Annotated in this window: 22 protein-coding genes, 1 tRNA gene and 3 pseudogenes; 11 read left to right on the top strand and 15 right to left on the bottom strand. The window is 69.9% G+C overall.

The features are described 5' to 3' along the window. Positions 1-58: 58 nt before the first annotated feature. The 3 genes and pseudogenes from SPR02S_RS28210 to tnpB form a co-directional block, all read right to left on the bottom strand. A complete protein-coding gene (locus SPR02S_RS28210) occupies positions 59-1,486 on the bottom strand; it encodes a hypothetical protein (RefSeq protein WP_019060371.1) in 1,428 nt (475 codons plus the stop codon). A gap of 71 nt (positions 1,487-1,557) precedes the next feature. Next, positions 1,558-1,782, bottom strand: a pseudogene (locus SPR02S_RS28215) (DUF4097 family beta strand repeat-containing protein); the annotation flags it as partial. 155 nt (positions 1,783-1,937) lie between these two features. Next, positions 1,938-3,404, bottom strand: a complete 1,467-nt coding sequence (tnpB, locus tag SPR02S_RS28220) for an IS607 family element RNA-guided endonuclease TnpB (RefSeq protein WP_019060373.1) — start codon at positions 3,402-3,404, stop codon at positions 1,938-1,940. Positions 3,405-3,450: 46 nt separating this feature from the next. Here tnpB and SPR02S_RS28225 point away from each other — a divergent pair, with 46 nt between their 5' ends. Beyond that, on the top strand, positions 3,451-3,657 hold the full coding sequence (locus SPR02S_RS28225) for a helix-turn-helix transcriptional regulator (RefSeq protein WP_019060374.1): 207 nt from the start codon (positions 3,451-3,453) through the stop codon (positions 3,655-3,657). 128 nt (positions 3,658-3,785) lie between these two features. Next, positions 3,786-3,860, top strand: a tRNA-Val gene (locus tag SPR02S_RS28230). Between the two features lie 377 nt (positions 3,861-4,237). On the opposite strand, the gene SPR02S_RS65010 is transcribed toward SPR02S_RS28230, so the two are convergent. Next, the gene (locus tag SPR02S_RS65010; protein WP_245607628.1) at positions 4,238-4,432 is read right to left on the bottom strand and encodes a hypothetical protein; all 195 of its coding nucleotides are present in this window, start codon (positions 4,430-4,432) and stop codon (positions 4,238-4,240) included. Between the two features lie 124 nt (positions 4,433-4,556). Between SPR02S_RS65010 and SPR02S_RS65015 the strand changes: the two genes are divergently transcribed. Then, entirely contained in the window at positions 4,557-4,937 is a 381-nt protein-coding gene (locus tag SPR02S_RS65015; protein WP_078623018.1) for a hypothetical protein, read from the top strand. A 23-nt stretch (positions 4,938-4,960) separates the two neighbouring features. Here the strand turns inward: SPR02S_RS65015 and SPR02S_RS28245 are convergent, their stop codons facing one another. Then, positions 4,961-5,356: a nuclear transport factor 2 family protein gene (locus tag SPR02S_RS28245; RefSeq protein ID WP_019060377.1), complete on the bottom strand. Its 396-nt coding sequence runs from the start codon at positions 5,354-5,356 to the stop codon at positions 4,961-4,963. 32 nt (positions 5,357-5,388) lie between these two features. After that, positions 5,389-5,757 (bottom strand): DUF8825 domain-containing protein, encoded by a 369-nt coding sequence (locus SPR02S_RS28250; RefSeq protein WP_019060378.1) that lies wholly within the window; start codon positions 5,755-5,757, stop codon positions 5,389-5,391. Positions 5,758-5,877: 120 nt separating this feature from the next. Between SPR02S_RS28250 and SPR02S_RS28255 the strand changes: the two genes are divergently transcribed. From SPR02S_RS28255 to SPR02S_RS56540, 3 genes and pseudogenes are all read left to right on the top strand, one after another. After that, positions 5,878-6,444, top strand: coding sequence for an acyl-CoA-like ligand-binding transcription factor (locus SPR02S_RS28255; RefSeq protein WP_245607629.1), 567 nt, complete (start codon positions 5,878-5,880; stop codon positions 6,442-6,444). A 694-nt stretch (positions 6,445-7,138) separates the two neighbouring features. Then, complete coding sequence (locus tag SPR02S_RS28265; RefSeq protein ID WP_019060381.1) at positions 7,139-7,657, top strand: hypothetical protein; 519 nt, start codon at positions 7,139-7,141, stop codon at positions 7,655-7,657. Further along, a pseudogene (locus SPR02S_RS56540) lies at positions 7,644-8,150 on the top strand (GNAT family N-acetyltransferase). Before SPR02S_RS28265 ends, SPR02S_RS56540 begins: the two are co-directional and overlap by 14 nt. 54 nt (positions 8,151-8,204) lie before the next feature. On the opposite strand, the gene SPR02S_RS28275 reads toward SPR02S_RS56540, so the two are convergent. After that, positions 8,205-9,110, bottom strand: coding sequence for a ketopantoate reductase family protein (locus SPR02S_RS28275; RefSeq protein ID WP_019060384.1), 906 nt, complete (start codon positions 9,108-9,110; stop codon positions 8,205-8,207). 122 nt (positions 9,111-9,232) lie between these two features. Between SPR02S_RS28275 and SPR02S_RS28280 the strand changes: the two genes are divergently transcribed. Further along, a complete protein-coding gene (locus SPR02S_RS28280) occupies positions 9,233-9,460 on the top strand; it encodes a DUF2277 domain-containing protein (RefSeq protein WP_019060385.1) in 228 nt (75 codons plus the stop codon). 352 nt (positions 9,461-9,812) lie between these two features. Here SPR02S_RS28280 and SPR02S_RS28285 read toward each other — a convergent pair whose 3' ends face one another. Continuing rightward, positions 9,813-10,454: a DedA family protein gene (locus tag SPR02S_RS28285; protein ID WP_026150932.1), complete on the bottom strand. Its 642-nt coding sequence runs from the start codon at positions 10,452-10,454 to the stop codon at positions 9,813-9,815. 229 nt (positions 10,455-10,683) lie between these two features. On the opposite strand from SPR02S_RS28285, the gene SPR02S_RS28290 reads away from it, so the two are divergent. After that, complete coding sequence (locus tag SPR02S_RS28290; protein WP_019060387.1) at positions 10,684-11,238, top strand: superoxide dismutase family protein; 555 nt, start codon at positions 10,684-10,686, stop codon at positions 11,236-11,238. 56 nt (positions 11,239-11,294) lie between these two features. Here the strand turns inward: SPR02S_RS28290 and SPR02S_RS28295 are convergent, their stop codons facing one another. The 4 genes from SPR02S_RS28295 to SPR02S_RS28310 form a co-directional block, all read right to left on the bottom strand. Continuing rightward, positions 11,295-11,756 carry a DoxX family protein gene (locus SPR02S_RS28295; RefSeq protein WP_026150933.1) on the bottom strand — a complete coding sequence of 154 codons (462 nt, stop codon included), beginning with the start codon at positions 11,754-11,756 and terminating at the stop codon, positions 11,295-11,297. A gap of 97 nt (positions 11,757-11,853) precedes the next feature. Continuing rightward, positions 11,854-13,785, bottom strand: coding sequence for an FAD/NAD(P)-binding protein (locus tag SPR02S_RS28300; RefSeq protein ID WP_019060389.1), 1,932 nt, complete (start codon positions 13,783-13,785; stop codon positions 11,854-11,856). A 98-nt stretch (positions 13,786-13,883) separates the two neighbouring features. Continuing rightward, positions 13,884-15,512 carry an alkaline phosphatase D family protein gene (locus SPR02S_RS28305; RefSeq protein ID WP_019060390.1) on the bottom strand — a complete coding sequence of 543 codons (1,629 nt, stop codon included), beginning with the start codon at positions 15,510-15,512 and terminating at the stop codon, positions 13,884-13,886. Positions 15,513-15,601: 89 nt separating this feature from the next. Beyond that, positions 15,602-16,246 (bottom strand): HNH endonuclease family protein, encoded by a 645-nt coding sequence (locus tag SPR02S_RS28310; RefSeq protein ID WP_019060391.1) that lies wholly within the window; start codon positions 16,244-16,246, stop codon positions 15,602-15,604. A gap of 396 nt (positions 16,247-16,642) precedes the next feature. On the opposite strand from SPR02S_RS28310, the gene SPR02S_RS28315 reads away from it, so the two are divergent. After that, positions 16,643-17,224, top strand: coding sequence for a TMEM165/GDT1 family protein (locus SPR02S_RS28315; RefSeq protein ID WP_019060392.1), 582 nt, complete (start codon positions 16,643-16,645; stop codon positions 17,222-17,224). A 235-nt stretch (positions 17,225-17,459) separates the two neighbouring features. After that, positions 17,460-18,119, top strand: coding sequence for an HAD family hydrolase (locus SPR02S_RS28320; RefSeq protein ID WP_019060393.1), 660 nt, complete (start codon positions 17,460-17,462; stop codon positions 18,117-18,119). A 514-nt stretch (positions 18,120-18,633) separates the two neighbouring features. Here the strand turns inward: SPR02S_RS28320 and SPR02S_RS28325 are convergent. Next, on the bottom strand, positions 18,634-19,686 hold the full coding sequence (locus tag SPR02S_RS28325; protein ID WP_019060394.1) for a peptidoglycan-binding domain-containing protein: 1,053 nt from the start codon (positions 19,684-19,686) through the stop codon (positions 18,634-18,636). A gap of 157 nt (positions 19,687-19,843) precedes the next feature. Here SPR02S_RS28325 and SPR02S_RS56545 point away from each other — a divergent pair. Next, positions 19,844-21,924 (top strand): annotated as a pseudogene (locus SPR02S_RS56545) (MDR family MFS transporter). Positions 21,925-22,287: 363 nt separating this feature from the next. Here SPR02S_RS56545 and SPR02S_RS28335 read toward each other — a convergent pair. After that, a complete protein-coding gene (locus SPR02S_RS28335; protein ID WP_019060396.1) occupies positions 22,288-22,779 on the bottom strand; it encodes a GNAT family N-acetyltransferase in 492 nt (163 codons plus the stop codon). 10 nt (positions 22,780-22,789) lie between these two features. Beyond that, positions 22,790-23,419: a dihydrofolate reductase family protein gene (locus SPR02S_RS28340; RefSeq protein ID WP_019060397.1), complete on the bottom strand. Its 630-nt coding sequence runs from the start codon at positions 23,417-23,419 to the stop codon at positions 22,790-22,792. Positions 23,420-23,437 lie beyond the last annotated feature (18 nt).

The following is a 23,437-nucleotide window of genomic DNA, read 5'->3' on the forward strand; positions in this document are numbered from 1 at the left end:
GTAGTCCCACCGGCCCCCGGTCGCATGCTTCGGCACGCGGCCGGGGGCCGTCTCGCGCTCAGTGTCCGGGGGTCCCGCGCTCCTCGCGGATCTGGCCGACCACCCGGGCCACGGACTGCCGTACGGCCTCCGTCTCGGTCAGGAAGTGCCAGTAGTCGGGGTGGCGGCCCTCCAGCGTGGTGACCGCGCGGTCCAGGCGGGCGACGGCGTCGTCGAGCGGGCGGGCGTGGCGCGGTTCGGGCGTGCTGCGGCCGGACATCGCGAGCCGCTGGGCGTCGCGGATCGCGAAGCGGGTGCGGTCGATCTCCTGCTGCGGGTCCTTCTGTACGGCGTTCAGGCGGCGCAGCCGGTCACCGGCGGCCGACACGGCCTCGTCGGTGGTGTTCAGCAGCGCCCGTACGGTCGACAGCAGCGAGGTGGCGTCCGGCCAGCGCTGCGCGTCCCGGGCGGCCTGCGCCTCCTTCAGCTTCGTCTCGGCCTGCCGTACGTTCTCGCCGGCCTGCTGCGGCACCTGCTGGAGGTCCTGCCAGCAGGCGGCGGAGAAGCGCCGCCGCAACTCGCTGAGCACCGGGTCGACCTGACCGGCGCGGGTGGTGAGGGCCTGGGCGCGGGTGCGCAGGGAGACCAGCCGGTGGTCGATCTCGGCGGCCCGCTCGGGCAGTTGCTCCGCCTCGGCCCTGATGGCCTCGGCCTCCCGGGCGACCTGCGTCGCCCGCTCCAGCGTCTGCGGAACGCCGTGCTGCCCGGCGCCCTGGTTCAGCTTCGTCAGCTCCGGCCCGAGCGCGGCGAGCCGGGCGGCGAGCGCGTCGGCCCGCAAGCCCGATGCCCGTACGGCGTCCAGGGCGTTGGAGGCGGCGAGCAGTGCCTGCCGGGCGCGCTCGACGGCGGGGGCCAGCCGGGCGAGCTGGGTCTCGGCCTTGCCGAGCAGCGGACCGAGCCCGCTCTCGAACCGGTCCAGCTCCTGCTTGACCTGGCCCAACTGGTCCTTGGCGGCGGTGAGTTCGGTGCGGGCGCGGTTGGCGGCGGCGGCCTCCAGGTCGTCGCGGTCGAGGTCGTGCGCGTCGACGGCGTTGATGTACCGGCCGCTGGCCTCGTCGATGCGCCGCCCGAGGGCCTCGAAGTCGGTGACCGCGCGGCGGGCGGCCGGCGAGTCGTCGACCGCGGTGATGGTGTCTATCGAGATCCGCAGATCCCGCTGGGCGGTGTCCAGCTCGTAGAACGCCGCCGCCGCGGCATCCTTCGCCGCCTGCGCCTCGGCCCGCTGGCTCTCCGCCCGCCCGCCGAACCAGCGCCGGGTGCCGCCGCCGGCGAACGCGGCGGGGAGGGTGAGCACACCGATCAGCAGCGGCAGACTCATCAGCGTGAGGGTGTCGAGGGCGGCCCGGGTGGCGCGAGCGGGGCTGTCGAGGTGTGCGGCACGGGCGGCGGTGGGACCGCGCCGGAGCCGTGTGAGCGGCGAATACGGCTGCGCTGGTGTCGCCGTCACATCCCTCTCCCGTGTTGTCCGTCCTGACCGTTGTCATTCTCCCACCGGTAGAGGACGAACACACGGGCCGGTCAGTTCGCGTTCCGCACCGTGACTTTCCCGTCGCCGGTGTGGGCGGTCACCACATGAGAACTGGACGAGTCCCGGGGCACGGACACATCCACCGATCCGTCCCCGGTCTTGGTGGTCACCCGGTACTCGGCGCCGCCGCCCTTGGGCAGCGCGATCGTCACGGACCCGTCGCCGCTGCGGGCCTCCACCAGGTCGGGTACGGCCCCGAGCCCGAGGTGCACCGAGCGGAGTCCTGGTCACTCCTACGGCGCCCCTCGACCGTAGAGAGCGGCGCGCTGTGGGGCACCCGGTGCGCTCCCGGACTCGGGGTGGGGTAAACCGTTGCCGAGACCGTAGTCAGGTCTCGACATTCCGGGCATTTCTGCCTGGAAGGTCCGTCTCATGACCAAAGCGTGAGGGCTTCGGTTTGAGTACGGTCTCTCGTTTCCGTCTGCCGCTGGTGCGGCAGGGTTGCGCCACCTGCCCGCCCCGTGCTCGCCTTGCGGCAGGTGCGGGTGGCGCGGGTCTTCTGGTCGGCTCCACGAGGCTTCGACACCGCCGGGGCGGTGTCCTGGTCTCCGGCCACTCCGGTACCAGTCACTGCGGCTGCCGCGAGGACGGCGAGTGCGACGAGGTTGAGTGCGGCGTTGTCGTCCCGGTCGATGACCCGGCCGCAGGCGTCGCATTCGTAGGTCCGGATGTGCAGCGGCAGCTTGGCTTTCACCGCGCCGCACCCGGAGCAGGTCTTGGAGGAGGGGTACCAGCGGTCGGCGGCCACGATGCGGCAGCCGTTCCGCTTGGTCTTGTAGGTGAGTTGGCGGTGGATCTCGCCGAATCCGGCGTCGGCGATGTGGCGGGCCAGACGCCGGTTGCGGAGCATCCCGGCCACGTTGAGGTCCTCGACCACGACCGTGCCGTACTCGCCGGTGACGGCGGTGGTGAGCTTGTGCAGGGCATCGGCGCGGAGGTTCGCCACCCTGTGGTGTACCCGGTTGCGGGCCGCGTTGGCCTTCTCCCACCGCTTCGACGCCTTCTGACCGGTGCGCCGGTCCGGGCCCTGGCGGCGGGACACGGTGCGCGACGTGCGGCGCAACTGCTTCAAAGCGGCGGCGAGGTGGCGCGGGTTGGCGACGGTACGGATCTCGCCGGCGCTGTCGGCCAGCACGGCGAGCGTCTTGATGCCCAGGTCGATACCGACCGCCGCATCGGGGCGGGTGACGCGCTGGAGTTCGCGGGCGACCTCGACGGAGAACGACACGAACCAGCGTCCGCGCTCGTGCCGCACGGTCGCGGACAGCATGCGGGCCGTCCCCGCCCGCACCTTTACGAGGAGCTTGTCGGTGGGCTCGTGGACACGGATCGTCCCGAGGCGGGGCAGCGTCACATGTCGGCCGCCGGACTCGACGCGGATCGTGCCAGTGGTGAACCGGCAGGCGAGGCGCGCTTTCCGCTTCGACTTGAAGCGGGGCATCCCCAGCCGCTTGCCCTTGCGCTTGCCCTGCTTGGACTTGGCGTAGTTGTCGAACGCGGCGGCGGCGTTGGCCAGGCCGGTGTTGTACGCCTCCTTGGAGTTCTCCTCCCACCACGACACGAACCGGAGGTCGGTGCGCTTGGCCTGGTTGAACTCCTTGCGCAGCGAGGGCAGCGACCACGGCCGCCACTGCGTCAGCTCCGCCTCGGGAATGCCGTACGTGGCCTCGGCCTTGCGCTGCCACCAGGAGGCGGTAACCCAGCCGACAGCCCAGTTGTAGGCAGCACGGGCGGCGCCGCAGTGCGAGCGCAGCGCATGCTCCTGCGTGGCGTTCGGATCCAGCGCGAAACGGAATGCCTGCACCACGAACCCGGGCTGCGGCTGGAACTTCTTCACGCTGGACACCTCCCGACTTAGTCAGTGAGTGACTATAATCTGGCACATGGACAACTCCGGGAACTGGATCACCAGCGATGAAGCCTGCGCCCGCCTCGGCATCGCCTGGCGCACCCTCTACAACCACCACCGCAACACCCCCGACTTCCCCCAGCCCCGCAAGGTCGGGCGAACCCTCCTGTGGCCCGCATCCGAACTCGGCGCCTGGCGTACCCGGCACCCGGCCCGCAAGAGAAAAGACGATGAAAGCTGAGAAATGCAGATGGATTACGCAGCAGCTTGCATCCCCCGGGAGTGCCCTGACCTCCCCCGGACCTTCTTCCATCGCGATACGGGTTTGCAGGACAGGCCCCCGGGCAATGTAGGCTGTCGACTCGTCCTGGGCGCGTAGCTCAGGGGTAGAGCGTCGCCCTTACAAGGCGAATGTCGGCGGTTCGAAACCGTCCGCGCCCACCAGGATAAACAGCAGATAGGCCCCGTACCTCCCAGCTCAGGGTGGGTGCGGGGCCTGTCTTGTGGGCTCGGCTCCCAGTGTTGTCCACTCTGCTGCGGATCGCCCGGGCCATGGACATCCCGCTCGCCGACCTTGGAGAGCGGGGCCGCTTCGTCAGTCGATGCTGTACGGGATCAGTTCCCGGGGTACTTCCTCCGGTGGAGCTCCGGAGCGGGTCAGGCGCTGGTTCGCACGGCGCACGATGAGCATCGTCATACGGAGCAGGCGCTCCGGCGTTGTGACCTCTTCCTTCTCCTTTTCGACCAGCTCAGTCAGGTGCTCGACCTTGGCCCCATGATGGCGAACCGTTCCCAGATCTCCGGGCCGACGCGCAGCTCGGCTACGTCCCGCGAGTCGTCGACCTCAAGTGCAGTCCGGTCAGGCGTTGTTGAAGGCTCGGTTCGACCGGTACCGCGTCCACGAATTGACGGAGCGTCAGGGCCAGGGTCACGCGTGACTCGTCGCGCGGCGACAGCCTGTGCAGCTCTGGTGAGGCCGGTACGGGTATGGAGGACGCGTCTTCGGCATCGGTCATGCCGTCAGGCCAACCCTGACACTTCCCTTGCCGGGGTGGGGAGTTGAGGGCGTGACGGCTGACCGCGCCGACTGTTCGGCCCGGTGGTGTCGCGGTTTCCGGGGATCCTGGGCAGGATGGGTTCATGAGTAGACCTCGCACCGGACCTGCCGCTGCCGCAACGGACTCCGTGTTGTCCCTGTGGTCGAAGGACTCGGTGTTGTCGATCGGCTCGGTGGGGTCGGTGCTGTCCATCGGGTCCGTCGGGTCGAGCCTGTCCGTCGGGTCGATCGGGAGCGCGTTGTCCGTCGGGTCGATCGGCTCGGCCCTGTCGTTGGTCTCGGCCGGGTCGTGGCTGAGTACGGGGTCCGTGTTGTCCGCGCAGTCGCGGTGGTCGGTGTTGTCCTGGCGCTCGTCGCGCGGCTTCCGGGCCGTCGGTGCCGGGGCCGGCTCGGTGGCGGTCATAGGGGCCGCAGGGGCTGCGGCTGCCTTGCTGTTGGCCCAACGGGCCCTGCGGAAGCCGTAGTTCAGGACGGGCGGCGGGCGGGGTCAGGACCAGAACTCGTTCGCCCTGTCGATGTCCTCGACGCATTCGTCCAGGTCCGTGATCTTGTCCCCGAGGATGCGGAAGACGATGCCTCCGGTCTCGTCGATGTGCTTGCCCGCGCGATCGGCCGTGAAGTGGTGGAGCGAGACCGCGTGGCCTCGGCCGTCGACGAGGACGTTGCGCAGTTCGACGTGCAGGGTGCCGTTCGTCTCCGCGAAGAGTCGGCCGTACATGTCGATCATCGCGTCCTGGCCCTTGAAGTCACCGGACAGCGGGTGGGTGCCGGGAACGTGGTGCGTGGCGTCCGAGGACATCAGTCCGCGCAGGGTGTCCATGTCACCGCGGATGAAGGCGTCGTAGCCCTTGCGGACGAGGAGTGCGTGCGGGTGATCGGCCATCGTGATCGCCGCCTCTCGGTTGCTTCGGCGATTCAAGGCTTCTGCTGGCCATTGTCCGCCTTGTTGCCGTCCGGTGGCACCTCGTGCGCGTGCTTCAGTTTCATCCGCTTGTCCACGCGGTCCGTCGCCGCGACCTCCGTCCAGAAACGGTGGCCGCTGACGAAGACCGCGAGCTCGTGCTCCCGCTGCCGGAGCTTCTCCACCTCGGCCTGTTCGTCGGGCGTCCAGCCGGGGGAGGCCGGGCGCTCCACCTTGCGCCAGCCGCCCAGGTCACTGAACCCGTCCAGGGGCTCGACCGACCAGGGCAGCCGCTTCAGCAGGGCCGACAGCTCGGCCCGGACCTGATGCAGCTCCTCCTGACCGGCGAGGAGATCACTCGGGAAGTCATAGGTCGTAGCCACGCGCTAATGCTACGCCTGTTCGAATTTGAGTCGCGAGTTCCTTCCGGGACTTCACACGAACGGGTTCGGGATGATCTTTGCCATCGACGTTTGACCGGCACGGGGTTGATGTTCAGGGGTGTGAGTTTCGAGCAGGTGGCACGGGTGCGTCCGTTGGCGGATCAGGGATTCGAGGAGACGACGGTCGACCAGATCGTGGCCGCCGTGGGGATGTCACGCCGTACGTTCTCCCGCTACTTCGACTCCAAGGAAGACGTGGTCGTGCACACGATCGCGGAAGCCGCCGAGCGGATGTGCGCGGAGCTGAGCGCGCGGCCCGCCGACGAGCCGTCCGCGATGGCACTCCGCCGCGCTGTGTCGGTACTGACCTGTCCGAGCGTCGACAACACGGACAAGATGCTGCGGCAGATCAGGCTGATCCTCGACACACCGGCCCTGCCGGCCCGCTACCTGGAGCGGCAGTCGCAGTGGCAGGCCGAGATCACCGGCATCCTCGCCCGGCGCACCGGACTGGACGCCGGCGCCGACCTGCGCCCCGCTCTCGCGGCCGGCGTCGCGCTCGCCGCGGTCCAGACCGCGCTGAGCCACTGGGCGGACAGCGGCGGCACCAAGAACATGGACGAGCTGGCCGACCAGGCTTTCGCGCTGGTGGCGCCGGCACTCGCCCTCGCCACCGACGCGAGCTGACCCCGCCCGTCGGCTCTGGACGCCTGGGCGCCTCCGAACAGCGGCAAACGAAACCCCTCGTCCGCTCCGGAGACCGGTCAACGAGACGGAAAGTAGGGCTCTGTCCGCCCCGTGCGGTCACGAACTTCTCAGGCAATGGCCAACACCCTATATTTATGGCATGGGTTGGCGTCGACAGCAGGGCGGGACACCGTGAGTCGCGTCGAAACCGGTTATCCCGAGCGGCAGTTCGACGATGCTGTCGAGAAGCTGCGCGGCGGGCAGGGCGCGTCGGCTCTGGTGAGTGCCGAGAACGGGCTTCATGCCTGGCTGGAGCGTTTCGAGCGCCATGACCCGTTCACGGTGGACATGGCGAGGGCGCTCTCACAGCACGCCGAGGTGCTGCACCGCTGGGGCGATCCCGACCTCGCGGTGGGCGCCGCGGACCTGGCGATCCGCACCTTCCTCAACCGGCGTGACGAGATCAATGGAACTGTCGCCGCACGCACGAGGTATGTACCCGCCTTCATCAAGGCCGGACTGATCGCCGCTGACATCCACGAACGGTTCGGCCGGTCCACCATCGCGGCGAGCGCCCGGGGTCTGGTCAAGGATGTCGGCCCCGTCCTACCGTCCGTCAGCATCGAGGCACCTGTGCCGCTGCTGGCCGACATGACACTGGCCCGAGCGTTGAAAATGGTCGCACCGGCAGGCGATGAACAGGAGCGCGCGCAGCCGGGAGTTCACCGCTGCGGTGACCGCCCCGGCCACCGACTGCTCTCTTGTCACGTCGTACCTGCGGTGCACGAGCGACGACGCCCCCATGGTCGCCGGCATGTTCGCCGCTGCCGCGACGGCGACATGGGAACGCGAGCCGGCCGCGAGCCTGCGGCTGGGGCTGGAAGCCCACGTGCTCTACGCGCATCAGTCCGAACGGCAGTCGTCCGAACTGCGCCACAACATGGGCGAGCACGGCCCGTCCTGGGCACTTGTCCTTCTCGCCTGCTCCCAGATCACCGCGCGTAACGGCCTGCGTGAGCTCACGCTCGACCTCTCCTCCTGGATTGCCAGCACTGTGGCCGCGCTGACCCCGTTCGCGGTGACTGACCTGGAAACCCGCTCGGTGGCGCACGATTGCACCTCCTGGCGCGTCGAGCTGATGAGGGCCGCCGGTGACAGAAAGGGCGCGGCTGCTGCCCGCAAGGCGTTGAGAACTCTGGATGCGATGCCCTGACGGGGCGGTGATCCGCTCGTCCTCGGCTGACGGGGACTTCTGGTTGTTGGGGCGGCTCAACAGCCCTGAGATGACCGAGCACTTGGGGGACCCGAGGGCGAGGAGAAGCTCCTTGATCGGCATCGGCGGTATGTAGAGCTGGAGCGCGGGTGCATGTACCGGGTCGAGTCGGCGGGGAGTGGGGAGACCGTGGGCTCGATCGGGTTCTGGGAGCGGGAGTGGCGGGGTGAGTCGGTGTGGGAGACCGGGTGGGGGGGTGTTGCCCCAGTTCCAGGGGCGTGGGCTGGCCGCCCGCGCGGCCGGTGCCGTTGTCGGGGCGGCACGGGTCGCCGGGTGGCACCGGTATCTGCATGCCTTTCCGAGCGTCGACCACCACGCGTCGAACTCGGTGTGCCGCAAAGCCGGGTTCACCCTGCTCGGTGAGGTGGAGTTCGAGTATCCCAAGGGGCACTGGATCACCTCCAACGACTGGCGGGTCGACCTCCAAGGGTGATCCGCTTGGCCGAGGGTGACCTGCTTGTTGGAGGGTGACCTGCCTGTCGGAGGGTCAGTTGGTGCTCGGCGCTTCCAATTCCCTTACCAGCCGTGCCGTTACCGGCACCGCGATCCCCTGCCTCTCCGCTGCCCGCAGCAACGCCCCGCCGATCGCGTCCAGTTCGAGCGGGCGGCCCGCCTCCGCGTCACGTTGCATCGACGACTTGGTCTGCGGAGGGAACGTGTCGTAGCGGGCCAGTGCGCCCGCCGCGTCCGAGGGGCCGCCGTACGAACGGCTCACCGCCGCGGTTTCCTCCAGCAGGGCTGTCAACTCCTCGCGGTGGCGGGTGCGTACGTCGCCGAGGGGGAGGCCGTAGCGGGTGGTGAGGAGGGCGAGGGGAGCGAGGAATGTCATCTTGGCCCAGAGTGCGGCCGTCTCGTCGGGCAGGACCTGGGTCTTGGGGCCGGCCGCGTTCAGTGCTGTTGCCAGTGCGTCCAGGCGTTCGCGGGGGACCGGGTCGCCCGTCAGGTCGATCTCCGCGAAGGGGCTGCCGTGCTCAATCTCCCCGGGGGCGACGCGAGTTGACTCGACCCGGATGATCGTGGGGGCTACCTGGGTGGGGGCGTAGTGGGCGCGGAGGTGCGTTGGGTGTTCTACGCCGTTCAGGAACGGGACGAGGAGGCCGTCTCCCAGGGTCTTCGCCGGGACTCGGGTGAGGGCCGCGTCCAGGGTCGTCGCCTTGACCGTGATCAGGCAGGCGTCCACCGGTTCGCGTAGTTCCGTGTCCGCCTCCACCGGGGCGGTGAAGTCGCCGTAGCGGGCGCTGTGGATCCGGATTCCGTTCGTGCGGAGGGTGTCGGCCGTCTCTTCTCCGGCCAGGCAGATCACGCGGTGGCCGGCGCGGGAGAGCAGGGCCGCGAGCAGGCCGCCTACGCCGCCGGGGCCCAGTATCGCCACGGTGAGTTCGTTGTTCGCCATGTTGTTGTGTCCTCTCGTCGGTCGGCCCCGTGCGTGGTGACGGTGGCCGCCTCGGAGGGATCATCGCAGGTGTGTTCGGGAGAGGGGCGGCGGGATCGGCTCCGGAGCGGGAGACTGGACGTATGTGCCGCAGTATCAAGACGCTTCGACCGCCTGTCCTGCCCGACGAGGCCACGGAGGAGGAGGTTCGCGCCGCCGCGTTGCAGTACGTGCGGAAAGTCTCCGGGTTCCGGGCGCCGGCCGCGCACAATCGTGAGGTCTTTGACCGCGCGGTTGATGTGATCGCCGAGGCCACGGCTGAGTTGCTGGCGGGGCTTGAGGTGCGGGGCGCTCCGCGGGTGGACCGGTGATCAAAGTGCGGGTCGGTGGGGGCTGGGTGCGCCCACGCGGCGGAGCCGCACATTGATACAGCCTCGCGCCCCTGAAAAGCGGACGCGTGCCCCTGATCTGTAGCGAAGCCGCGTTGCTGAGAAACGAACGGGCGCTTCCGGTCCGTAGCGAAGGTGCCGGCCGGTGGGGGCTGGTCGCGCAGTTCCCCGCGCCCCTGAAAAGCGGACGCGCGCCCCTGAAAAGCGGACGCGCGCCCCTGATCCGTAGCGAAGCGGCGCCCCTGAGAGACGGACGCGCGCCCCTGATTCATAGCGAAGCCGCGTCCCTAAGAAACGAAACCGCGCCCCCGATCCGTAACGGACCCGCGCACCCCTAAGGGGCGCTCACCTCCGTCGCCACCCGGGGCTGGCGTCGCATCACGAATGCCGCGCCCGCCCCCGCCCCGAACAGCGCGATCAACGACACCCCTGTCGCCAGCCAGGTCGCTCCCAGCCACTGGGCCCCGTAGTACCCCAGAGCCACGCTGTACGCCGCCCAGGACAGGCCTGCCAGGGCCGACCAGGGGAGGAAGTCTCGGGCTCGGCGGTGGGCGGCGCCTGCGCCGAGGGAGACTACCGAGCGGCCGGCGGGGGCGAAGCGGGCCAGGATGACCAGGGCGCCGCCGCCGCGGGCGAGGGCCAGGCCGAGACGTTCCTGCGCGGTGGTGAGGCGGCGGGAGCGGGAGATCGCGCGGTCCAGACGGGCGCCGCCGCGCCAGGCCAGCCGGTACGCGACCAGGTCGCCCAGGACGGACGCGGTCGCGGCGCACGCGATCAGCGCCAGGATGCTGGGGACCTCGTGCGGGACGGGAACGGCGTCCGCCGCCGCGCCGGTGCCCGCTGCCGCCGCCGTCGCGGCCGCGATGACCAGGACACCGCTCGGCAGGACCGGCAGGAACACATCAAGGAGTACGGACAGGGCGACCATGGCGTAGATCCATGGGCTGCCGGTCAGCGACCCCACACTCTCGAACAACGCGTCTCCCCGTGAACTCCCCCGTGGGCCGCGGCAAAGACGGCCAGTGACAGCCATACAGCGTACGCCTGGGTGGGTACAGGAGATTCACGGGGGGCGCGTGTGATCCGCACAGCGTGTTCACCCGGCTGCCCTGTCCCGAGGGGCGGGGCGGGCTCGTATCCCGTAGCAACGTAAAGGGGATCAAAGCGCATCCAAACGCACCTGAACGTGAGGAACGGTACACATCATGGTGGCAGGTATATGTGCGGGCACCGTCGTCGCGGCCCTTCTGGCGAGCGGCGGAGGAGGCACCGGCGTCGGCTCCGGATCCGGTGCCCCTGACGGGTTCTGGATGCGGACGGACGCTCGGTTCGCTCCGGTCGGCGCCCTCGTGCCCTCGGCGGCGGTGACGTACGACAGCAAGCTGGTGCCCGCCGCCGCGTGGATCCAGGTCGGTCAGCACATCGCGGTTGGTGGTGCTACGACCGTGCGGCTCAAGGTGGACGGGATGGTGCCGGGGCACGCTTACGGCGTCCATGTGCACCAGAAGCCGTGCGGCGCCGACCCGGCCGCCGCGGGCGGGCACTTCCAGCACAAGCCGTCCACCGACCCGGCCGCCACCAACGCCGACAACGAGGTCTGGCTCGACTTCACGGCCGACGAGCACGGCGCCGCCGAGGCGAGCGCCCGGCACGACTGGGGCTTCCGGCAGGGCGAGGCGTCCTCCGTCGTCATCCACGACATGCCCGGTAGCCACACCCGCGCCGCCTGCTTCACGGTGCCGTTCGGCTGGGCTCCCTGACGTGACTGGCCGGTGTCCCTGGGAGGGGGCACCGGCCAGTCGCCCAGCAGGTCAGGTCAGGCGGCTACCGGTGCCTGGTCCGCCGACGTCCGGTCACCGGCCGCCGTGGCGGAACGCTTCGCGAACAGCCGGTCCACGCCCAGCGCGCCGGAGCCCGTGAACACCAGCAGCAGGAACGCCCAGCAGAACATCGCCGAGGCCTCGCCGCCGTTCTGGATCGGCCACAGGGCCGCCTGCTGGTGGACGTCGAAGTACGCGTACGCCATCGAGCCCGAGGTGATCAGCGCGGCCACCCGGGTGCCGAGGCCGAGCAGGACGAACGTGCCGCCGACGAGCTGGATCACGGCCGCGTACCAGCCGGGCCAGGTGCCCGCGTCGAGGGTGCCGCCGTCGGTGCCGGCGGCGCCGCCGAGGATGCCGAAGAGCGAGGCCGCTCCGTGGCAGGCGAAGAGCAGGCCGACGACGATCCGGAACAGGCCGACGGCGTACGGCTGAGCCCTGTTGAGGCGTCCGTTGATGTGAGGGGTCACGTGGGGGGTGCTCCTTCGGTCGGGCCGGTCCGGGTCGCGGACCGGCCTGGGGACGAGCCGAGTGAGCGATCAACGTTAGGTGAACCTAATCAATGCTTGCAAGTTCAACATTCGGCCACTGTTCAGCTTCCGTTTGCGGTTCCGGATCGGTCGTCGCCGCACGTAGAACCGCTCTCGCCACCGCGTCGGCGTCCGAAAGCGTGACCGAATCCACGCCCGGACGCGCTCCCGCCGCGGTCACCCAGTGCACGCCCTCCGTGGGCACCCCGAACGCGAACCGCCTTGCGTGGACGCCTCCTTGACGGTCGATCAGACGGTACGGACGTGGTGTTACGTCGAGTCCTCCCGTTTCGTAACCGTCCACCGTGTGCGGCCGGCACCGGCCCGTCCTCAGCAGCCGGCCGAGCAGGTCGTCGGCGGTACGGCGCAGGTCCGGTTCGGGGAGCCGGGCCTCTGTGAGGGTTGTCACACGCACCGCCGAGCCCGGTATCTCCGGGGAACGTGCCACCCAGGCGCCGTCCGCCTCCCGCACCTCCAGCCGCGGCCCGAGCACCTCCACCACACCCGCCGCCACCAGCGCGGCCAGTTCCTCGATACGGCGGCGGGGCGGGCCGATGGACAGGAACGCGTTGAGCGGCGTGTACCAGCGGTCCAGGTGGTCACGGCGGGAGGTGCCCGCGAGACCGCCGTGGTCGACGACCAGCCGGAGTTCGTTGCGCAGATCGCGCAGCACGTCCAGCGCTGCCTTGAGCGGGCCGTCCACATTGCCGAGCGCCGCGTGTTCGGCGTCCTCGCGCAGATACGACAGCAGCCAGTCCCGCCAGGCCGCCGGGTGCGCGAGATCGCGTTCCGTATACGGCCGGGACAGCCGGTCCCAGCTCCAGCGGTCGGCGGCTACGACCCCGAACTCGTCCAGGATCAGGGCCTCTTGAGGGTCCCGGTGCGGTACGGAGAGGAAGCGCTCCGTGAATTCCGTCAACTCCGGGCGCCGGGAGGGCCGTAGCAGAGCCGCGTAGTAGACCGTCTCCACCTCCTTCGCCACCAACGGCCATATCTCCGTGAGGAATTCGGGTGGCTCGCCGGAGTCGGCGCGTTTGCGGAAGGCGGCGACGGTCTCCGGGGTGAGGAGGAGGGGGGTGTGACGGCCGTGGGGGCCCTTCGCGTTGTCGCCGCGGGCCTGGTACGGGATGCCTCGGCGTGAACCGGCGTACAGGCGGGGCTCGTTGCCGGAGGGGACATAGCGCAGGCCCTCGCCCTCGTCCTCCGCGTGGAGGAAACGGCCGCCCCTGCCCGTCGTCAACAGGGCTGTGTGATCGAAGAAGTTGAGGCCCAGGCCGCGCAACAGCACTGGTTCGCCCGGCCGTACGACGGTCAGGTCCACGTCGGCCGGGTTCGCGGGCGGGATGTGGCGCAGGCCGTGGCGGTCGGCGTAGGAGGTGAGGCGGCGGTGGGTGGTGTCCGGGGCCGTCGGGAGGTGGCCCTGGGCCAGGACCACGGCCGAAAGGGCGGACAGCGTACGGCCGTTGTCGAGGGTGAGGCACTGGTGGCCGTCCGCCGTGTCGTCGAGGCGTACCGCGCGGGCAGTGTGTGGTTCCACGTGAACGGACTCGGGGGCCTCGCGGACCGTGCGGGCGAACACCCACTCCAAGTAGCGGCCGTAGTGGGCGCGGGTGGGGTAGTCGTCCGGACCCAGTTCGGCGGGCGCCCACTCGTGCAGGCTCGGGCCGGGGCGGATCGGGCCCGCGCAGTCGACGCTGGCGTCGGTGAAGAGGGTCACCTGGGAGGCCACGGTGTTCATCAGCAGCTCGGGCGACTGCGCGGAGCGCCACACGCGGCCGGGGCCCGGGGGTGCCGGGTCGACGACGTGGACGGTGAGCCGGGTGCCGGGCGGGAGGAGGTCCGGGGCGGAGGCGCAGAGGCGTTCCAGGACGCTGGTACCACGCGGACCGGCGCCCACCACGGCGACCGAGACGGAGGCCGGGGCGGGGGCCGACCCGCCGTCGGACACGGCGTTCACTGCAGACAAAGGGGTGACTCCCGGGCGTGTGGGGGCGCAATGGAGCAGACCGCCCACCGGGAAAGCGGACGGCCCGCCTCATCATGCCCCGAGCAAGGTCACGGGGGTGTCAGTGGGGACTCGTCCACGGTCTTCAGCGTTCCGTCCGCCCGTGCCTGTTCCAGCCGCAGCCGGGCCGAACGGCCGTGCAACGTCAGCGTCATGAGCTGGTTACCGAACCAAGGGCCGCCCGTCTTGCGCCACTTGACCGACGGGTGCCGGCAACGGCCGTGCCGGGCGAGGCGACGGCCCAGTCCGCGCGCGACCGCGCTCCAGCCGAAGCGGAAGCCGACGCGTATGTAAGCGGGGATGGAGTTGTGGACGGGGGAGCAGGTGAGCTGGAGGACGCGGGAACTCGGGCCGCCTGTCCGCCACTTGGGCTCCGCCACGTAGGCGTGGTGTACGTCCCCCGACAGCACGAGCACCGACGCCGGCGCCCCGTCTCCCGTCCCGACCTCGGCGATCAGGTCAGCCAGTTTCTCGAACGACTCCGGGAAGGCCGCCCAGTGCTCCAGGTCGGCCGCCCGGCGCAGTTTCTCGCCGAACTCGGCCCAGCGGGCGCCCCGTTCACCCCGGCACAGGGCCGCGTCCCAGGACTCGGCGTCGTGGACGAGGTGCGGCAGCAGCCAAGGGAGGGAGGTGCCGATGAGGAGGTGGTCGTAGGAACCGGGGTCCGTGAGGGCCTGCGTGCGCAGCCAGTCGGCTTCGCCGGGGTCGAGCATCGCGCGGTTCTGCTCGTCGAGGACGCGGGCCGCCCTGCTGTCCACCATCAGGAGGCGGACGCGGCCGAAGTCGCGCCGGTAGCTCCAGCGGACGGTGGCCGGGTCGGCGTCGGCGCGGCAGGCGAAGGCGCGGAGTTCGTCGGTGCCGTCGGGGGTGTCCCGGACCGCCAAGTAGAGGGGATCGGCGGCGAGTTCGGCGGGGGAGAGATTCCCGAGGTGCTGGTGCACCCAGTACGACATCAGGCCGCTCAGCAGTCGCTCGCGCCACCACGGGGTCTCCCGCATGTCCGCCAGCCAGGCGGCGCTGGTGTTCCAGTCGTCGATCACGTCGTGGTCGTCGAAGATCATGCAACTCGGCACGGTGGAGAGCAGCCAGCGGATCTCCGGGTCGAGCCAGGACTCGTAGTAGAGGCGCGTGTACTCCTCGTAGTCCGCGACCTCGCTGCCCGGCGGCTCGCGCAGATCTCGGCGCGCGGAGAGCCAGCGACGGGTCGCGTCGGAGACCTCGTCGGCGTAGACCTGGTCGCCCAACAGGAGGAGTACGTCCGGCCGTTCGGACTCCGGCTCGCGGGCGATGCGCGAGGCCAGGGTGTCCAGCGCGTCCGGGCCCACCGGGTCGTGGTCGTCGGCGGGCGGCGCGGCCCAGCGGCAGGAGCCGAACGCGACACGGACCGTACCGTCGGCGTCCGGGGTGTGGATCACGGACGGCGGGAAGGGCGAGTCGGGCAGCGGCCACACGTGCGCGCCGTCCAGGAACACCTCGTACGGCGTCGACGTCCCGGGCGTGAGGCCCTCCACCGGCACCAACGCGTAGTGGTGGCCCGCCACTTGGAAGGTCCGGGCGGTGCCCCGGGCGCCGTCCGCGCAGCGCACCTCGGCGGTGCACGGACGGCTCGCCTCGACCCAGATGGTCGCGGACGAGCCGTCGGCGTAGCGAAGCAGTGGTCCAAGACTCAGTCCGGCCACAGGTGATCACCTTCCTCCGTCGCCCCGTACGGTACGGAACGACGGAGGTCAGCGACTAGGTTCCGCGGATGACCACTTGGTTGTGGGGCTCAGCAACCGCTGAGCACCGAGGTGAGCTTGGCCTTCTCGGCCGTGTCGACCGAGAGGTCGTAGTAGTACTTCACCTGGACCCAGGCACGCACGTAGGTGCAGGCGTACGAGGCGAGCGGAGGCATCCACTCGGCCGGGTCCTGGTCGCTCTTGGACTGGTTGACGTTGTCCGTGACGGCGATCAGCTGCGGTCGGGTGATGTCGTTGGCGAAGCCCTGGCGCGCCGCGGTGGTCCAGTTGCGGGCGCCGGAGTCCCAGGCCTCGGCGAGCGGGACGAGGTGGTCGATGTCCAGGTCGGAGGCGGCGGTCCAGGTGGCACCGTCGTAGACCGAGTACCAGCTGCCGCTGGTCGAGGCGCAGGCGGAGTTGGTGACGACGTTCGTACCGTCCCGCTTGAGGACGTACTCACGGGTGTTGCAGGTGCCGCTGATCGTGATCCAGGTGGGGAACAGGTCACGGTCGTAGCCGGTCCGGACCTCGGTCGCCACGGTGAGCGAGGCGAGGTAGGTGCGGGCGGTGGCGGCGCTGACCGGGGTGGGGAGGGCAGCGGAGGCGGCCGGGCCGTTGAAGAGCCCGGCGAAGGCTATGAACCCGGTAAGTGCCGCGAGTATGCTGAGCCGTCGACGCGCGTAGAACTTCGGCATACGAACTCCCTTGTGGTGTGGGGGTGTTGGAGTGCGAGCGGGGAAATGCTCGCGGTGCCGTGTTGCGGGGAGGTGTGCGTCCGGTAAGAAGCTAGTGACGTGTTCATGACACAACAAGGGGTGCGACGAGACTTTCCTCACGGGTGGGCAGAGTCGGTCCTCGCGTACAGTGGATGGCGCAGAAGGGGAGTAGCTCTTCGCCGGACCGTCGACATACTGCTCAGCTCGTCTGAGCCGGCGCCCGGAGGCAGGTTCATCTCGCAGGTGGGACGGGTCGGCCAGCGAGACCTTCGGTAAAGCAGTGCACTAGTCGTTTTTCGTGTGCGCTGCCGTGCCGAGGTGTCCGCGGACAGCAATCACACTCTCGGTGGGGCAGCCCCGACCGATTGAGGAATCTTGATCAGCATCAGCGTGACGGCGCTCGTCTTCGGCGTCGTCTTTCTCGCCGAACTCCCCGACAAGACCGCGCTCGCCGGACTCGTCCTCGGCACCCGCTATCGCGCCTCGTACGTCTTCGTCGGCGTGGCCGCCGCGTTCCTTCTCCATGTCGTGCTCGCGGTGGCGGCGGGCAGCGTACTGACGCTGCTGCCGCAGCAGTTGGTGGCCGCGGTGACCGGTGTGCTCTTCCTGGGCGGGGCCGCGGTGCTCCTCTTCAAGAAGGGTGATGGCGAGGAGGAGGTCCGCAAGCCGAAGGACCAGTCCTTCTGGAAGGTGTCCGGCGCCGGTTTCATGCTCATTCTGGTCGCCGAGTTCGGTGACCTGACCCAGATCATGACGGCCAACCTCGCGGCGCGCTACGACGATCCGTTCTCCGTCGGGCTCGGTGCGGTGCTGGCGTTGTGGGCGGTGGCCGGGCTGGGCATCGTGGGCGGGAAGGCGCTGATGAAGCGGGTGCCGTTGAAGTTGATCACGCGGATCGCGGCGGTGCTGATGCTGGGGTTGGGGGCGTGGAGTCTTTGGGAGGCCGTGACGGCCTGAGCGGGTGAGGGGGCTCGTGAGGGTGCCTTTGGTGCGGGCGGGGTGAGCTGAACGGTGGGTGAACTGTTCCGGGGGGTGGTGGCGCGATGCCGGTTCGGTTTTGTACCGTAGGGAAACAAAGTGGCTCCCGTCCGTTCTCCCTGACCGGCGGGCGGGGCCACCTTGTCCCTCCGGGGGTTGACCGGGGTGACCAGGTTGACCGACGTACACCTCTCCCGTTCCTTGGAGCCTGCCGATGACGGCCACCACCGTGCTCACCGCCCGTGCCCTCCTGCTGGACATGGACGGCACCCTCGTCGACTCGCACGCCGTCGTCGAGCGGATCTGGCGGAACTGGTCCGACCGGCACGGGCTGAACGCGGACGAGGTCATGAAGGTCGTGCACGGTCGGCAGGGGTACGCGTCGATGGCACTGCTGCTGCCTGGGCGGCCCATGGAGCAGAACTACGCCGAGAACGCGCGCATGCTGGCCGAGGAAACCGCGGACGTCGAGGGCGTTGTCCCGATTCCGGGCGCGGCGGAGTTCCTGGCGTCCTTGCGGGGGCTGCCGCATGCGCTCGTCACGTCGGCGGACGTTGCGTTGTCCACGGCGCGGATGGGCGCGGCCGGGCTGGAGTTGCCGGAGGTCCGGATCACCGCCGAATCCGTCGGCGCGAGCAAGCCTGACCCGGAGGGCTTCCTGAAGGGCGCTGCCGAACTGGGCGTCGCGCCTGCGGATTGTGTTGTCTTCGAGGATTCCGGGGCGGGGATTGCGGCGGGGCGCTCCGCGGGGATGCGGGTGGTGGGGGTTGGGCCGCAGGCCGGGTTCCATCGGGCGGAAGTGGTGGTGCGGGATTTGCGTGAGGTTCGGGTTGAGGATTTGGGGGGCGGGGGGATTCGGCTGCATGTGGGATAGGGGTGCGGGGGTTGGGGGTGCGGGTTAGGGGTGGGATCAGTGGGGCGGGGTGGGTGGCGCTTCGGTTGTGCCTCCTTGGGTCGCTTCGGTTGTTTTGCGGGTGCTGCGCCGTGGGGGCTGGTCGCGCAGTTCCCCGCGCCCCTTTGGGGCGCTGCCCCTCGGGGGTTGGCCTGAGGGTGTTGGCCCACAGCCGTTGACCCACAGCCGTTGACCCACGGCTGTTGGCCTACGGCCGTTGACCCACGGCTGTTGGCCTGTGGGCGTTGGTCTACGGCTGTGGGGTGCTGGTGTGACGGCCGACCCGGTGCGCGCGCCAGGGGCGGTCTCGGTGCCTCTCGCAACCCGGCAACCTTCAGCCCCGGCGCTCTCCGCAAACGTCGGCAGCCTTCTTCAGCTCCGCCGACGCGTAACCCTGGCGCTCCCCGCAAGCCCCGGCGCCCTTCAGCCCCGCCGTCCGTAACCCTGGCACCCCCCCACAACCCCGGCGCCGAAAAGCCCCCCAGCCAGCGCAGCGTTACGGCTCGGGTGTCTCGGACTCCAGTCTTGCTCGCGTTGCCGTCCCGTATACCCCCAGCTCGTCGGACGTGATGCCGCGGGCCACCTGGTAGGCGCGGACCGACGTCTGTACCTGCTTGTCGAAGATGCCGTTGTCGGGGCCGGAGTAGAACTTCGCCTCGGTCAGGCGGAGTTGGAGTTCGGTGACCTCGGGGCCTTCGTCGCCGCGTTGCAGGACCGTGGTGGGGGTGCTGTTGCTCTGGCGGCCGGTGGCGGAGGAGGTCGAGGTCGAGGCGGTGGGCGTCGGGGTGTGGCTGGCGGGCGCCGATCTCGACGCCGTGGCGGACGGGCTCGACGATGCCGTCGGCGACGGGGTCCCGCTCAGCGACGGGGCCGGGGACGCCGACGTCGGCTGTGCGGGCGTGGAGCCGCTCGTGGACGGTGTTGCCGACGCCGGGCTCTTCGACGCCGTCGGGACGCTCGCCCGTACGTCCTGAGGGGCCGCCTCGTCCCGTGACGGTGTCTCGTACGAGAACATGCCGCTCGCGAACGCCGCGACCGCGGTCACCGCTACGACGGCTCCCGCGGCGGCGAGGAGGACGGTACGGCGGTGGTGGCGGCGCGGGGGGTCTTCGTCGTCCGTGAGCAGCGGGTCCGGGGCGGCCCCGTCGCCCTTGCCACTCCCGCCGTCCGCGAACAGGCTCAGGTCCGTCTGGATCGGGGCGGTGTCCGACGGTGCCCGGAGGGTGGGGAGGACCGACGTCTCCTGCGCGGGGAGCGGCGACGGCGTCACCGCGCGCAGCAGCATCGTCTCCTCGACCGCCGGCAGCCGCTGTGTCTCACCCTCGGGAGCCACCGGTGTCGCCGGAGGCGTCTGCTCCTGCGGGGTGCCGTCCAGTTCCACATACGGTCTGATCCGCAGCGGGTCGAAGTCCTCCGCCGCTGCCGCCTCCGATGTGCGCGCGTCACGCAGCGCGTCGGACGCCCGTTGGGTGCAGGCGCAGGACGGGGAACCGTCGGCTGCCCGAGGTGCCCCGCACTGCGGGCATATGTGGCCCTTCGCCTCGTTCACGTGTTCGTCCCTCCCCGTCGGACTCCAGAGGTTATGCGGATCTCCTTCACGCCGTCTCCTCCGACCCCCGGAATGCGGGCTTCCATTCGGACTCAACAGGCCGTAACCGGCCATACCGATCACCATGGATGTGTAACGAGAGCCGCAGGAGGTCTTCATGGCCGGCGATGCGCACGGTATGACGGGGAATGTGCACGACGCGCAGCCACCGGAGGGGCCCCCGCAGCGGGGCAGTTCCGCTCAGGAACACGTGTCGGGCAACGTCCTCGTCTCGATCGGGGCGCTGCTCCTGGGCTGCTGCTCGCCGCCCTCGACCAGACCATCGTGTCGACCGCCCTGCCGACGATCGTCAGTGATCTCGGTGGCCTCGAACATCTGTCGTGGGTGGTCACCGCGTATCTGCTCGCCTCGACCGCCGCGACCCCGCTGTGGGGCAAGCTCGGCGACCAGTACGGCCGGAAGCGGCTGTTCCAGATCGCGATCGTGATCTTTCTCATCGGGTCCGCGCTCTGCGGCGCGGCGCAGAACATGCCCCAGCTGATCGGCTTCCGGGCGCTCCAAGGTCTCGGCGGCGGCGGTCTGATCGTGCTGTCGATGGCGATCGTGGGGGATGTCGTATCGCCGCGTGAACGCGGGCGCTACCAGGGGCTGTTCGGTGCCGTGTTCGGCGCGACCAGTGTCCTCGGGCCGCTGCTCGGCGGGCTGTTCACCGAGCATCTGAGCTGGCGCTGGGTCTTCTACATCAACCTCCCCGTCGGCGTCGTCGCCCTCGCCGTCATCGCGACCGCCCTGCACATCCCGCGCAAGTCGACCCGGCACGTCATCGACTACCTCGGCACCTTCCTCATCGCCGCGGTCGCCACCTGTCTGGTCCTCGTCGCCTCCCTCGGCGGCACCACCTGGGGCTGGGGCTCGCCGCAGATCATCGGGCTCGCGGTGCTGGGTGTGGTGCTCATCGCCGCGTTCGTCGCCGTGGAGCGGCGGGCCGCCGAACCCGTCCTCCCGCTGAAGCTGTTCCGCGTCCGCACCTTCACGCTCGCCGCCGTCATCAGCTTCATCGTCGGCTTCGCGATGTTCGGCGCGATGACCTATCTCCCGACCTTCCTCCAGGTCGTCCAGGGCATCACCCCGACCATGTCCGGCGTCCACATGCTGCCGATGGTGTTCGGCATGCTGATCTCGTCCACCGGCTCCGGCCAGGTCGTCAGCCGTACCGGCCGCTGGAAGGTGTTCCCCATCGCCGGCACCGGCATCACCGCCCTCGGCCTGCTGCTCCTCCACCAGCTCGACGAGAACAGCTCCACCGCCGAGATGAGCGCCTACTTCTTCGTCTTCGGACTCGGACTCGGCCTGGTCATGCAGGTGTTGGTGCTCATCGTGCAGAACGCCGTCTCGTACGAGGATCTCGGCGTCGCCACTTCAGGCGCGACCTTCTTCCGGTCCATCGGCGCCTCGTTCGGCGTCGCCATCTTCGGCACGGTCTTCGCGAGCCGACTCGGTGACAAGCTCACGGACGCTCTCCGGGGGACCTCGCTGCCGCCGGGCGTCACACCGGACGGCCTGGAGTCCGACCCGCGTGGCATCTCCCAACTGCCGGTCGCGGTACGGCCGGAGGCCCTGCACGCGTATGCGTCCTCGATCACCGATGTGTTCCTGTACGCCGCTCCCGTCGCCCTCGTCGGCTTCGTCCTGGCATGGTTCCTCAAGGAGGACAAACTGCGCGGCTCGGTCACCGCCCCCGACGTCACCGAGACCCTCGCCAGCAACCCCGTCCAACGGTCCTCCTACGACGAGGTGTGCCGCGCGCTGTCCGTGCTCGGCACGCGGGAGGGGCGCCGCGAGATCTACAAGACGATCACCGCGAAAGCGGGCTACGACCTTCAGCCGGCGGCGAGTTGGCTGCTGCTGCGCATCAAGCGGGACGGCTGGGCGGAACCGGGTGTGCTGGCCGAGCGCAGCACTGTGCCGTTGCCCGTCATCCTCGCCGCGGTCCGTCAGATCGAGGGGCGGGGGCTCGCCGTACGGGAGGGTCTCGACCTCCGACTGAGCGAGCGGGGGCGGGAAGTGGCCGAGAAGTTGGCGCAGGCCCGTGAGGAGTCTCTTGCGGAAACCCTGGGGGATTGGTGGGGGCCGGATCGGCCTACGGATCTTGTTCAGTTGGTGAAGGAGCTGAATGGGGAGTTGTGCGGGTCTGATCGGGAGCAGCCGCACAACGGGGCGGCTAGCAAGGTCGGTTGAGGTTCTTTCGGGACCGGTGCTTCGAGTGGTGCCGGGTGCCTGGGCCGGTGTTGGGATGGTGCTGCGTGGGTGGGCCGGTGTGGGGACGGTGCCGCGTGGGTGGGCCCGTGTTGATCAGGCACCCACGCGCCACACCTCTATTGGTTCGGTCGCCTTCGGGGCGCTGGGAGCCGGTGTCGAGAGCCCCACCGTGCTCGACCCTGCGGGCCTCCGCGCTCCCCCAGAGGGGGGACCCCCAGGCTCTCGACACCGGCGCGCCCCTACGGCTCCCTCTCGGCCGTCCACGTGGGGACAGTCCGACTTGGTGGGCCCTCACCGTCTGTTTTGGTGGGCCTGACGGCGTTCAGGTGAGGGTAGTTGGGGTCAGTCGAGGTTCTTGCGGAACCAGTGTTCTGCGTACAGGTCGTCGTTGTGGCGGTCGGTCTCCTCGTAGCCGAGCCTTGTGTACAGGGTTCGCGCCTCCACCAGGTCGTTCCTGGTGTCGAGGATCATCACCTTGGCGCCCAGCTCGCGGGCGGCGTCCTCGGCGGCCGTCACCAGCCTCGGAGCGCCGCCCCGGCCGCGCATCCCCTCGTGGACGAAGACCCTCTTCAGCTCGGCCGTCGTCGCGTCGAGGAGTCGTACGCCCGCGCTGCCCACCGGCTCGTCCCCGTACCGGGCTACCAGCAACAAGCCGTTGGGCGGGGCGAGTTCGGCACCGGTGACGGCGGCGATCTCGCGTTCCAGTTCCGCGGGGTCCGTGCGGTGGTTCTCGTGCAGCAGGTACCAGCGGTCGCTGACCTCGGTGTAGTACGCCCGCCAGAGCGCGGCGGCGACGGGGGAGTCGTAGGGTTCCGGGGCGATCGTCCAGGTCATGCGGGCATTGTCAGGAGGTGACGGGGGTGCGGCGCAAGCGAATATGGGTCACCTCGGGGGAGGAGTCCAGGACCTGGGTCTGCTTCCATTCGATGTGCGTGTCGCCCACGTTGTCGAACAGGCGGCGCCCGCCGCACGCGAGGACCGGTACGACGTGCAGGAGGAGTTCGTCCAACCACCCGGCGCGGATGAACTGTTGGACCAGGTCGGCGCCGCCCGCGAGGGAGACGTCCTTGTCGCCTGCCGCCTCGCGGGCCAACTCCAGTGCACGGTCGGGGCCTTCGGTGACGAAGTGGTACGTCGTGCCGCCCTTCTTCACCACCGACTCCCGCGGCTGGTGGGTGACGACGAACACGGGGGCGTGGAACGGCGGTTCGTCGCCCCACGGGGTCTCCCCGCTGATGAACATCCCGTGGCCCATGACGACTGACCCCGGCCGCTCGGTCCACTCGGCGAGCAGCTCGTCGTCCGGACCGCCCGCCCCGCCCTTCATGCCCTGCATCCGACGGAAGCTCCGCAGCCCGAACACCCAGGAGTGCAGCCGCTCCCCGCCGATTCCCAGCGGATGCTCCCGCCCCGACTCCGGGCCCGCGATGTACCCGTCCAGCGACATGGCCAGCCGTGCGATGACCTCGCCCATGACAACCTCCTCGATCGG

The organism is Streptomyces prunicolor NBRC 13075, assembly GCF_000367365.1.
Classification (GTDB): Bacteria; Actinomycetota; Actinomycetes; order Streptomycetales; family Streptomycetaceae; genus Streptomyces; species Streptomyces prunicolor.

What these genes read in the sequence shown, in the direction of transcription:
- SPR02S_RS28245 (WP_019060377.1), bottom strand. Translation starts at nt 5,356, where the DNA reads ATGGCCGATCACCCGCACGCACTCCTCGTCCGCAAGGGCTACGACGCC.
- SPR02S_RS65015 (WP_078623018.1), top strand. Translation starts at nt 4,557, where the DNA reads ATGAGTAGACCTCGCACCGGACCTGCCGCTGCCGCAACGGACTCCGTG.
- SPR02S_RS28275 (WP_019060384.1), bottom strand. Translation starts at nt 9,110, where the DNA reads ATGGCGAACAACGAACTCACCGTGGCGATACTGGGCCCCGGCGGCGTA.
- SPR02S_RS28290 (WP_019060387.1), top strand. Translation starts at nt 10,684, where the DNA reads ATGGTGGCAGGTATATGTGCGGGCACCGTCGTCGCGGCCCTTCTGGCG.
- SPR02S_RS28265 (WP_019060381.1), top strand. Translation starts at nt 7,139, where the DNA reads ATGAACAGGAGCGCGCGCAGCCGGGAGTTCACCGCTGCGGTGACCGCC.
- SPR02S_RS28320 (WP_019060393.1), top strand. Translation starts at nt 17,460, where the DNA reads ATGACGGCCACCACCGTGCTCACCGCCCGTGCCCTCCTGCTGGACATG.
- SPR02S_RS65010 (WP_245607628.1), bottom strand. Translation starts at nt 4,432, where the DNA reads ATGACCGATGCCGAAGACGCGTCCTCCATACCCGTACCGGCCTCACCA.
- SPR02S_RS28340 (WP_019060397.1), bottom strand. Translation starts at nt 23,419, where the DNA reads ATGGGCGAGGTCATCGCACGGCTGGCCATGTCGCTGGACGGGTACATC.
- SPR02S_RS28280 (WP_019060385.1), top strand. Translation starts at nt 9,233, where the DNA reads ATGTGCCGCAGTATCAAGACGCTTCGACCGCCTGTCCTGCCCGACGAG.
- SPR02S_RS28335 (WP_019060396.1), bottom strand. Translation starts at nt 22,779, where the DNA reads ATGACCTGGACGATCGCCCCGGAACCCTACGACTCCCCCGTCGCCGCC.
- SPR02S_RS28225 (WP_019060374.1), top strand. Translation starts at nt 3,451, where the DNA reads ATGGACAACTCCGGGAACTGGATCACCAGCGATGAAGCCTGCGCCCGC.
- SPR02S_RS28310 (WP_019060391.1), bottom strand. Translation starts at nt 16,246, where the DNA reads ATGCCGAAGTTCTACGCGCGTCGACGGCTCAGCATACTCGCGGCACTT.